Genomic DNA, 10,496 nt, shown 5'->3' on the forward strand with positions numbered 1-10,496 from the left:
CGCGATCGGGGATGGAAACGGTTTTGCGGTTCGGACACGCGACAAAACAAAGGTTTAGAGCCGGGGATTTGATTCTATCAAATCCCCGGCTCTAGAAAGATTCAGATCAGGTGGATACCAGCAGGCCGCCTCAATGCGTCCACGGCGTCTTGCGGTCGACTCGGAAATTATCGGGATAGCTGACCTTCTTGATGGTCGATTCTTGCGCCGGCTGTACCACATAGGGGATGCCTTCGCGGCGTGCATAGGATTCGGCGTCTTCGAGCGTATCGAAGCGCAATTTGATCTGCTGCTTCATGTCGCCAGACGAGGTGTAACCCATCAGCGGCTCGATCGAACGGGCCACTTCGGGCTCGAACACCAGCACCCAGTCCTGGCTCTTGCCTTTGCCCGACTGCATCGCGTTGCGGGCGGGGCGATAGATGCGTGCGACCATAATCAACAAATCCCATGGCTGGCCAATGGTCGGGGCAGCAAGATTCGAACTTGCGACCCCCGGTTCCCAAAACCGGTGCTCTACCAGGCTGAGCTATACCCCGACATGGCCATCGGTGTTGCGATACACATTCTTTTCTCACAGGGCAAGGCATGTTACCGGGTCTCGACCGAAACTGGGGTCAGGACCCTGAAGTCTTTGGCGACCCGCGAATGCCCATGATTATGGAGATTGGGGAAAAGTGCTGGCTCCTGAAACCTTTACCGTCCAGTGGCTCAAGGCCGTCATGGAACGGCACCGGCAGGCAAAAGTCCTGTTCTGGTGGCCCTTGTGGACGATCCTGGGTCTGCTGGCTCTCGCCGTCATGCTCGATGGTCCGGTCACCGAGGCCCTGCGCAATTGGCCGTCGGGTGAGCGCGCGTTTTTTCGGTTCATAACCGATCTTGGCAAGTCCGACTGGCTGCTCATCCCCACCCTGGTTGCCGGCCTCGTGTGCGCTGGCGCCTTGCAACTCAGGCTTTCCTACAGTTGGGCCTGGGCCGCACGCGGTATCGTTGCCATCTCAGCCTATATATTTGCCACCATTGCCATTTCCGGCCTGGTGACGGTTGTTCTCAAGCGCATCATCGGGCGCGCGCGTCCCATGTATCTCGAAGATCTTGGCGTTCTCCATTTGAGGCCCTTTGAGTTGCTCGACTGGAGTTTCCACAGCTTTCCCTCGGGCCACGCAACGACCGCCGTGGCCTTTGCGCTCGTGCTTCGGACGCTGACCAACCGGCGGTTTCATGGTTGGTTTATCGCTTTCGGCTTTGCCATCGGCCTCAGCCGCATCGTCGTCGGCGATCACTACCTTTCCGATGTGATCGCCGGGTCCTTTGTCGGACTGGCCTCGGCGATCGTGGTTCGCGATTATTTTGTCACCCGCCGCTGGGGCATGCGCATGCAAGGCGCCCACGTTGATTATCGCATGTTCTCAGCCTTCAAGCCGCTCATGCGCTGGCTGCGCCGCCGTCATATCCCCGCGCTCTTCAAATAGCGCGCAATCCCGTCGCCCAGATCGGCTTTGAGATCGTTGAGATCTTCAAACCCGACATGGATGCGCAACAGATTGCCGCGCGCCTCCCAGGGCACGGCCGTCCTTATGCGCCTGGGGTCCGACGGCAGGATCAGGCTTTCAAAACCGCCCCACGAATAGCCCATGCCGAAAACAGTCATGGGGTCCACCATGGCCGCAATGGCTTGCCGCGGCGCTGGCGGCAGGACGATCGAAAACAAGCAGCCCGACCCGGAAAAATCGCGTGCGAACAGGTGATTGTCCGGATGTGAGGGCAGGGCGGGATGCAGCACCTCGATGCCCCCCAACCGCTCGAGCCAATCGGCCAGCTCGAGCGCGCGGGCCTGATGCTCCTTCATGCGGACGGCGAGCGTGCGCATGCCTCTCGTGGCCAGATAGGTGTCGTCGGGGGAGGCGATAAGGCCGAAGGTCCTGTGCGTCTGGACCAGACGATCCAGATACGCATCATTGGCCGAAACCGTGCCCATCATCGCATCCGAATGCCCGACGAACATCTTTGTTGCCGAATGAATGACGATATCGGCACCCAGCGAGAGTGGCTTGTAAAACAGCGGCGTGGCCCACGAATTGTCGACGATCACGGCAATATCGCGCCCTGAAAGCGCTTCGGTGATGGCCGGCAGATCCTGGATTTCAAACGTCAGCGACCCGGGGCTCTCCATAAACACGGCCCGGGTGCGCTCGGTCGTCATATCGGCGATCCCGCTTCCGATTCTCGGATCGAAATAGCGGGTCGTGATTCCCATCCGCTTGAGCACGGAGTCGGCAAATCTTCGGGTCGGCTCGTAAACGGAATCGGTGATGAGAACTTCGTCGCCTACCGACAAACACGTAAGAAATGCCAAGGAAATTGCCGACACACCCGATGGGGTCAAAACGGTGCCCGCGGCCCCTTCGAGCTCGGTTATCATCGCTTCCAGCCCGTCGGTCAGCGGTGTGCCCTGCCGGCCATACCGGTATCGGATCCGCGCATCGTCGAGTTCGGCCAATGTATCGAAAATGACCGTGCTACCCCGGTAGACGGGCGTATTGACGAAACCGTGTTGAGCATTGGGATCGCGGCCGCCATGCGTCAGGAACGTCTCCGTACCCGATTGGAATATAGCGGTTTTTTCTAGGTCTGACATGTTACTCCGGCCTGGGTCGCTGACAAAAGGTCAGTATTATTGCTTCTAATTTAGGCGAGCGCCGGCAAGTGACTATTTTCGTATCGCTTTTGCCCTTGACGCAAACAGTAAAACTGCGCTTCGATGCTGCCCAGCAATGCGCTCGATGGCAATAGGGCGCTGCTTCCCGCCCACAAGCGGGATAAGAGGAGCGGGCGGCAACGCACCAGCTCCATAAAAAGGGTTAGGAAACAAAGGCAATCCTATGAAAAAACAACTCATCACTTGCGCCGTGGCCGCCGCTGTCGCCACGACTTCGTCTGCAGCGTTTGCACAGACGCTCGACGAGGTCATGGAGCGAGGCTACCTGCAGTGCGGCGTGACCGAAGGCGTCCCGGGCTTCTCGTTCCCTGACGAAAACAACAACTGGACGGGTCTTGAAGTCGACTTCTGTCGTGGCATGGCCGCGGCGATTTTCGGCGATGCCGAAGCCGTTCGCTACACGCCGCTGACCTCCACGTCGCGCTTTGAAAGCCTTGCCAACGGCAATGTCGATGTTCTCTCGCGCACCACGACCTGGACCATGACCCGCGATACCGACCTCGGCCTGAGCTTTACGGGCACGATGTTCTATGACGGTCAGGGCTTCATCGTCGGCGCCGATGCCGGCGTAACCTCGGCTCTTGATCTTTCGGGCGCTGCTGTCTGCGTTGAAGCGGGCACGACCACCGAACTCAACCTGGCCGACTACTTCGCGGCCAACGGTATGGATCTTTCCAACGCCGTCGTCTTTGTCACGCGTGACGAAGTCACTCAGGCCTATCTCGACGGCCGCTGTGATGCCTACACCACTGACTCCTCGGCTCTCGCTGCCGAGCGTTCGCAGTTCCCCACACCGTCCGACCACATCATTCTTCCGGAAATCATTTCCAAGGAGCCTCTCGGCCCGGTCGTTCGCGCTGGTGATACCCAGTGGTTCAACATTGCCAAGTGGACCCTGTTCACGATGGTCAATGCTGAAGAACTCGGCGTAACCTCGGAAAACGTCGACGACATGCTCGGTTCGGAAAACCCCTCCATTCTGCGTCTGCTGGGCGTCGAGGGCGATTTCGGTACGCCGATCGGCCTCTCGACAGATTGGGGCTATAACATCATCAGCCAGGTCGGCAATTATGGTGAAAGCTACGAAGCTCACGTCGGTCCGGACACTCCGCTCGGTCTTGAGCGCGGCCTGAACGCGCTTTGGAACGACGGCGGCATCATGTACGCGCCGCCGGTTCGCTAACCGTCTTTACTGCCTCCCCGGCGGCGCTCGCGCCGCCGGGGGTATTGGTTACAGACCTCGCTTCAGCGCATCCCACTCGCTGCGAAGTGACTGCAGGGTTGTTGTGACCCTGACATGGGGCAAAGGCACAAGATGACCGACGCTACGAACAAGGGGCCGGCTTCCAAAGCCCGGCCGGCGCTCGATGCATCCCTGATCTACAATCCCAAAGTGCGTGCGTTCGTCTATCAGGCGGCCATGGTTCTCGGAATTGTACTCCTGGTCTGGTGGTTGCAGTCGAACGCAGCTTACAATCTGGAACAGCAGAGCCGAAGCACCGGTTTTGCATTCCTCACCCAGACCTCCGGATTTCAGATATCGTTTTCGCTGATCGATTTCACGCGCGCCTCGACCTATTTCGAGGTCTATATCGTCGGCATTCTCAACACGCTGCTCATCGCCGTGGTCGGCATATTCTTTGCCACGATCCTCGGGTTCACCATCGGCATTGCGCGGCTTTCGCCAAACTGGATCGTGCGCAAGCTCGGCATGGTTTATGTCGAAATCATGCGAAACGTGCCGCTGCTGCTGCAGTTGCTCTTCTGGTATTTCCTTCTGCTCAACGCCTTGCCGGCCGTCCGGCAGAGTTTCGCGCTGGGCGAAGCGGTGTTCCTCAATCAGCGCGGCCTTTATATCCCGGCCATCGTCACCGACGCGCGCTTCCTGATCATCATTGCCGGGTTCATCCTGGCGCTGGCCGCTGCCATCTGGTGGCGCCGCCGCACGATCAGGAAAATCGAGCTGACCGGCCAGCGCCATCCCATCTGGCTTCCGCTCATCGCCATATTCGTCGCCATCTTCGCTGTCGCCTTTTTCATCAGCGGCGCGCCCATCGAGATCGACTACCCGGCGCTCCAGGGCTTTAACTATTCGGGAGGCTTCACGGTCCCGCCCGAGTTGACGGCCCTGTTGCTGGGGCTGGTGATATACACCTCCGCCTTCATCGCCGAAGTCGTCCGGGCCGGTATCCAGTCGGTGAACTACGGACAGGTCGAGGCGGCGTCGGCACTGGGACTTCGCGATACCGACCGCATGCGTCTGGTGGTCATCCCTCAGGCCATGCGGGTTATCGTGCCGCCCCTGACCTCGCAATACCTCAACCTCACCAAGAACTCGTCACTCGGCGCAGCCATCGGCTTTCCCGAACTGGTCAACGTGTTCATGGGAACGGCGCTCAACCAGAGTGGGCGGGCCATCGAGATCGTTGCGCTGACCATGGCGGTTTACCTCACCTTCTCGCTGGTAACCTCGGTATTTATGAATTGGTATAACGCGCGCGTCGCGCTGGTCGAACGGTGAGGGCACAATCATGAGCGATGTCGTTTTTGTTCGCACCGAAATTGCCCAACCGCTCCCCCCTCCGGGACGGACGTCGGGGATCTGGGCCTGGATGAAGGAGAACCTTTTCTCTTCACCCGGCAATACGATCCTGACCATCGTGGGCATCCTTGTGGTGGCCATGATCGTGCCGCCGATCTACGGCTACATGATCGGCGATGCCGTGTTCAGCGATCCCGAAGGCGTTCGCGGTGATGCATGTCGGGGCGAGGGGATCGGCGCCTGCTGGATTTTCATCCAGTCGCGTTTCAGCTTCTTCATTTACGGCTTTTACCCCGACGATCAGATCTGGCGCGTCAATCTCATGTTCGTCATGGCGATTGTGCTGCTCGTCCCGCTTCTGGTGCCCAGAATGCCGTTCGTGCGGACGGCCGCCGTGCTGTTCTTCGTGGTCTTTCCCGTTATTGCCTATTTCCTGATGGCCGGCGGTATTCTGGGGCTGCGTCCGGTGCCGAGCGGGCAGTGGGGCGGTCTGACCCTCACGCTTATCATCTCGCTGATCGGCATCATCTGCTCGCTCCCCATCGGCATTCTGCTGGCACTCGGCCGCCAGTCCCGGCTGCCGGTCATAAAAGGCTTCTGTATTGCCTTCATCGAAGTCTGGCGTGCCGTTCCGCTCATAACCGTTTTGTTCATGGCGGCGGTCATGTTCCCTCTGTTCATGCCGCGCGGGGTCAATCCCGATACGCTGTTGCGGGCCATTATCGGCATCATCCTGTTCGAGTCCGCCTATATGGCCGAAGTGGTGCGTGGCGGGCTTCAGGCCATGCCGCGTGGGCAGTATGAGGCCTCGTCCGCGCTTGGCCTGAACAAGGTCAAGACCATGGGGCTGATCATTCTGCCTCAGGCCCTCAAGCACGTCATTCCGGGCATCGTGAACACGTTCATCGCGCTGTTCAAGGATACCTCGCTGGTCTCGATCATCGGTATTTTTGAACTGCTCAACACGGTGCGCGCCGCCGGGTCCGACGCTGTCTGGGCATCGTCGTCCCAGGCAATTACGGGCTACATTTTCGCCGGCATGGTATTCTGGATATTCTGCTTCGGCATGTCGCGATATTCCATCTACATGGAAAATCGACTTCACACCGGGCACAAGAGGTAAGTCACAATGACAGCAGATATGGACACGGCTCACCAGCCCAATCGCACCAAGATGACGGTATCGGAAACCGATGTCGCCATTGAAATCACCAACATGAACAAGTGGTACGGTGATTTCCACGTTCTGCGCGATATCGATCTCAAGGTCATGCGCGGCGAGCGTATCGTCATCGCTGGCCCCTCGGGCTCGGGCAAGTCGACCCTGATCAGGTGCGTCAACCGTCTCGAAGAGCATCAGCAGGGCGACATCATCGTCGATGGGATCGAATTGACCAACGACATCAAGCGGATCGACGAGGTCCGGCGCGAGGTCGGCATGGTGTTCCAGCACTTCAACCTGTTCCCGCATCTGACGATCTTGCAGAACCTGACCCTGGCGCCGATCTGGGTGCGCGGCACACCCAAAGCCGAGGCCGAAGAGCAGGCCATGAAATATCTCGAGCGCGTCAAGATTCCCGAGCAGGCCGCCAAATTCCCCGGCCAGCTCTCCGGCGGCCAGCAGCAGCGCGTGGCGATCGCCCGCTCACTGTGTATGAACCCCAAGATCATGCTGTTTGACGAGCCCACCTCGGCGCTCGATCCCGAGATGATCAAGGAAGTGCTCGAAGTGATGGTGCAACTTGCCGAGGATGGCATGACCATGATCTGCGTCACCCACGAAATGGGTTTCGCGCGTCAGGTCGCCAATCGGGTGATCTTCATGGATCAGGGGCAGATCATCGAGCAGAACGAGCCCGAAGCGTTCTTCTCGAACCCCCAACACGAACGCACGAAACTCTTCCTGAGCCAGATTCTGCACTGATATCGGCCGATATCAGCGATCGGACAGGTACAGGCCGGCCCCAGGGCGCGGCCTGTACTGCTAAATATCAAACGTGCAGTAAAATCGAATTGTCGGGGGAAACGGCTGACGCGCCTTGACCCGTCATGGACCCATGCCAATATGGCGATCCATTTTCATAGGAGCGGGTCCGCCCGCGTCGAGCTTGCATTCAGTGTGGCGTTTTTTGCGGATTCCTGCCAGTGCAGCCCTTTTGGCCGCCATGCTTCTGGGTGGCCAGCAGACGGCGTTTGCCCAGCAGGCCGAAGCTGAAACCGAAGCCAGCGCACCGTTCACCATTTCCACGCTCGAAACGGTTCGAACCCGGGGCTACGTCATTTGCGCGGCGACAAACCCGCTGCCCGGCTTTGCGCAGGTCAGTCCCGAAGGCCTCTGGTCGGGGTTCGATGTCGATCTGTGCCGGGCCATTGCTGCGGCAGTCTTTGGTGATCCCTCCCGTGTCGAATTTCGTCCGCTTTCCGGGCAGAGCCGTTTTGCCCATCTCTTGATGGGAGAGGTCGATCTTGTCGTGAGAAATTCGCCCTGGACGATGGCCCGCGACACCCAGTACGGCGCGACCTATGTCACCACTTCGTTTTTCGACGGTCAGGCCTTTATGGTTCCCGACCGCCTGGGCGTGGTGTCCGCCTATGAACTTGAGGACGTAACGATCTGCGTGACATCGAATTCCGACGCGTCGCGCCGTCTCGACGAGTTCTTTTTCTTCAACCAGCTGGCCTATAAAGAGCTGCTCTACGAAGATCGCGAGGATCTCGCTGTCGCCTATCGCGCCGGGGAATGCGATGCCGTCACCGGCGCGGCCAGTTGGCTGCAGGCCATTCGCCGTACGATGCCCGATCCGGGCTCCAATTCCATCCTTCCCGAACGCTTGAGCAAGGAACCTTACGGGCCGGTGGTGCGCAGCAACGATCCTCAATGGGAAGCCATTGTCCGCCGCACGCTCTACGCGCTCATCAATGCCGAAGAGTATGGGGTCACCTCCATAAATATCGAATCGATGATGTCGGCCCGCACGCCCGCGATACGGCGTCTTCTCGGTGCGGAAGAAGACGTGGGCAGCGACATCGGCTTGCGCCCGACCTGGATGCGCGATGTCATTGGCAGCGTTGGCAATTATGGCGAGATCTATGCCCGGCATTTCGGCGCCGTGGCCGGCGCCCAGCTTTTGCGCGGCCAGAACGCGCTTTGGCTCAATGGCGGGCTGATGTACGCCCCGCCCGTTTACTGAAGCCAGGCGTCACAAAATCGGCGAAAACAGCCTTGCACCCTGACAGAGCAGGCGAAACGGATAGCTCCGCCGCTGCAGATTGCGTTCGGTCGTGAGATAGGATCCCTCGAAATCGGTATCGAGCATCGCCGCGACCCTGGCGATCATGTCACTGTCGGTGAACCACAGCGTTGCCTCGAAATTGATGTTGAAGGACCGGTAGTCGAAATTGACGGTGCCGACACCGGCGATCTGGTCGTCGCACAGGATCACCTTCTGGTGCAGAAATCCCTTTTCATAGCGATGCACCTTGATGCCGTGCAGCACCATCTGGTCGGCATGGGCGTAGCTGGCCAGCCACACGATCAGATGATCTGGCTTGCGCGGCAACAGGATGCGCACATCGACCCCGCGTAGCGAAGCGGCATAGAGCGCTGTCTGGACTTCGATGCCCGGAACGAAATAGGGACTGACAATCCACAGTCGTTCGCGAGCCCTTGAAATCACTTCGGTAAACGCAATGGCGCAGTCCTCGAGCTTGTCGGCCGGACCGGTGGGCATCACCAGGATCGGCTGGTTGCCGGGCGTCGGTATGGTGTCGGGATAGCGGGCCGGCAATTCTTCGCCTGTGGCCCAGTGCCAGTCCTCTCGGAACATCAGTGCGCAGGCCAGCGCGGCCGGTCCGGTCACATGAACATGGGTGTCGCGCCAGCGTCCGAGCTTGGGGTTCTTGCCCAGATACTCGTCGCCGACGTTGTGCCCGCCCACCCAGGATTCGACCCCATCGACAACAACGTTCTTGCGGTGATTGCGGTAATTGATGCGCGTCAGGCCATAGAGCCGCAGGAACGGGTGGCGATGATTGAAGCCCGTGATCTTGACGCCATGGCTCTTGAGCCGTTCTTTGTAGCTGCGGGGCAGGGCATGACTGCCCGCGTCGTCGTACAGAACATAGACCTGCACCCCCGCATCGGCCCGCTCGATCAGCGCATCGGCGAACCTTCGGCCCAGATCGTCATCGCGAATGATATAGAACTGGACCAGCACATAGTCCCTGGCCCGCGAAATCCCGTCGATGATCGAAGCAAACGTATCCTCGCCATCGATCAGCAGCGAGGCCGAATTGCCGTACAGGAACGGCAGTTCGGCAACCTTGCGCAGCACCGGCCAGTGATCGTTTGTCTTCTTGTCCACGATCCGCAGATCTTCCGATCGCGCCAGACGCCAGGTGCGGCCGGAATGGATCTGGGATTCGGCATAATCGTCGAACAGTTTCCAGCCGAACAGCAGATAGATGATCGTGGTGGGGAAGGGCAGGATGAGCAGGGACAGCAGCCAGGCGATTGTGCCCTGCGATGTGCGCGAGTTCATGATCTCGCGCACTGAACAAACGAACGCCAGAAGATAGTTGGCCAGATAGAGCGTAGCCAGAAAGCTGAAATTGTCGGCTATCGCCCTGACCAGATCCACGCAAAACCCGCCTAGCTATCGGCCTCCAGCACCGAATTGATGTCAACCGTGGGTCCGGCCTCCAGCCAATCTGGCACCGGCAGTTCCTTGGAGCGCAGGAAGGCCGGATTGAACAGTTTCGACTGATAGCGGCTGCCATAGTCGCAGAGTACGGTGACAATGGTTTTGCCCGGCCCAAGTTCCCTGGCAAGCCGCACAGCGCCCGCGATATTGATCGCAGACGAGCCGCCAAGGCACAATCCCTCCTGGGCAATCAGGTCAAAGATATAGGGCAACGCTTCGCTGTCGGGGATCTGGTAGGCGTGATCCACGCTCAGCCCCTCAAGGTTTGCGGTAATGCGGCCCTGTCCGATTCCCTCGGTGATCGAGCCACCCGAGGATTTGAGCTCCCCGCTTGTGTAATAGCTGTAAAGCGCGGCCCCTTCGGGGTCGGCCAGCCCGATCTGGATATCCTTGTTGCGCTCCCTGAGCGCCATGGCGACCCCGCCGAGCGTGCCGCCCGAACCCACCGCGCAGATGAACCCGTCGACCTTGCCCTCGGTCTGGCTAAAGATTTCCGGTCCCGTGGTTTCGATATGGGCCTGCCGGTTGGCGA

General features: G+C 59.4%; 10 protein-coding genes and 1 tRNA gene. 6 read left to right on the forward strand and 5 right to left on the reverse strand.

The features are described from left to right. Positions 1–130 precede the first annotated feature (130 nt). Both AACZ55_RS13640 and AACZ55_RS13645 read right to left on the reverse strand, forming a co-directional pair. Positions 131–436, reverse strand: a complete 306-nt coding sequence (locus AACZ55_RS13640) for an ETC complex I subunit (protein ID WP_338607009.1) — start codon at positions 434–436, stop codon at positions 131–133. Positions 437–462: 26 nt separating this feature from the next. Beyond that, positions 463–539: transfer RNA gene (locus AACZ55_RS13645), tRNA-Pro, on the reverse strand. A gap of 138 nt (positions 540–677) precedes the next feature. On the opposite strand from AACZ55_RS13645, the gene AACZ55_RS13650 reads away from it, so the two are divergent. Then, positions 678–1,472: a phosphatase PAP2 family protein gene (locus AACZ55_RS13650; protein WP_339646937.1), complete on the forward strand. Its 795-nt coding sequence runs from the start codon at positions 678–680 to the stop codon at positions 1,470–1,472. Here AACZ55_RS13650 and metC read toward each other — a convergent pair. Further along, positions 1,448–2,638, reverse strand: coding sequence for a cystathionine beta-lyase (gene metC / locus AACZ55_RS13655; protein WP_339646940.1), 1,191 nt, complete (start codon positions 2,636–2,638; stop codon positions 1,448–1,450). The two genes, AACZ55_RS13650 and metC, sit on opposite strands and share 25 nt — an antisense overlap. A gap of 244 nt (positions 2,639–2,882) precedes the next feature. On the opposite strand from metC, the gene AACZ55_RS13660 reads away from it, so the two are divergent. The 5 genes from AACZ55_RS13660 to AACZ55_RS13680 all read left to right on the forward strand — a co-directional run bounded on the left by AACZ55_RS13660 (position 2,883) and on the right by AACZ55_RS13680 (position 8,452). After that, positions 2,883–3,902, forward strand: coding sequence for an amino acid ABC transporter substrate-binding protein (locus AACZ55_RS13660; RefSeq protein ID WP_338607006.1), 1,020 nt, complete (start codon positions 2,883–2,885; stop codon positions 3,900–3,902). Between the two features lie 132 nt (positions 3,903–4,034). Next, on the forward strand, positions 4,035–5,240 hold the full coding sequence (locus tag AACZ55_RS13665) for an ABC transporter permease subunit (RefSeq protein ID WP_338607005.1): 1,206 nt from the start codon (positions 4,035–4,037) through the stop codon (positions 5,238–5,240). A gap of 10 nt (positions 5,241–5,250) precedes the next feature. Beyond that, the gene (locus AACZ55_RS13670) at positions 5,251–6,384 is read left to right on the forward strand and encodes an amino acid ABC transporter permease (RefSeq protein WP_339646944.1); all 1,134 of its coding nucleotides are present in this window, start codon (positions 5,251–5,253) and stop codon (positions 6,382–6,384) included. Between the two features lie 6 nt (positions 6,385–6,390). Further along, the gene (locus tag AACZ55_RS13675) at positions 6,391–7,185 is read left to right on the forward strand and encodes an amino acid ABC transporter ATP-binding protein (RefSeq protein WP_338607003.1); all 795 of its coding nucleotides are present in this window, start codon (positions 6,391–6,393) and stop codon (positions 7,183–7,185) included. Positions 7,186–7,390: 205 nt separating this feature from the next. Further along, the gene (locus tag AACZ55_RS13680; protein ID WP_339646947.1) at positions 7,391–8,452 is read left to right on the forward strand and encodes an amino acid ABC transporter substrate-binding protein; all 1,062 of its coding nucleotides are present in this window, start codon (positions 7,391–7,393) and stop codon (positions 8,450–8,452) included. Between the two features lie 9 nt (positions 8,453–8,461). Here the strand turns inward: AACZ55_RS13680 and cls are convergent, their stop codons facing one another. Together cls and AACZ55_RS13690 are read right to left on the reverse strand one after the other, a co-directional pair. Then, positions 8,462–9,901, reverse strand: a complete 1,440-nt coding sequence (gene cls, locus AACZ55_RS13685) for a cardiolipin synthase (protein ID WP_339646950.1) — start codon at positions 9,899–9,901, stop codon at positions 8,462–8,464. Between the two features lie 11 nt (positions 9,902–9,912). Beyond that, on the reverse strand, positions 9,913–10,496 hold a 584-nt coding region (locus AACZ55_RS13690), incomplete at its 5' end, for a pyridoxal-phosphate dependent enzyme (RefSeq protein ID WP_339646953.1).

The sequence above is a fragment of the uncultured Pelagibacterium sp. genome (assembly GCF_963972885.1).
Taxonomy (GTDB): domain Bacteria; phylum Pseudomonadota; class Alphaproteobacteria; order Rhizobiales; family Devosiaceae; genus Pelagibacterium; species Pelagibacterium nitratireducens.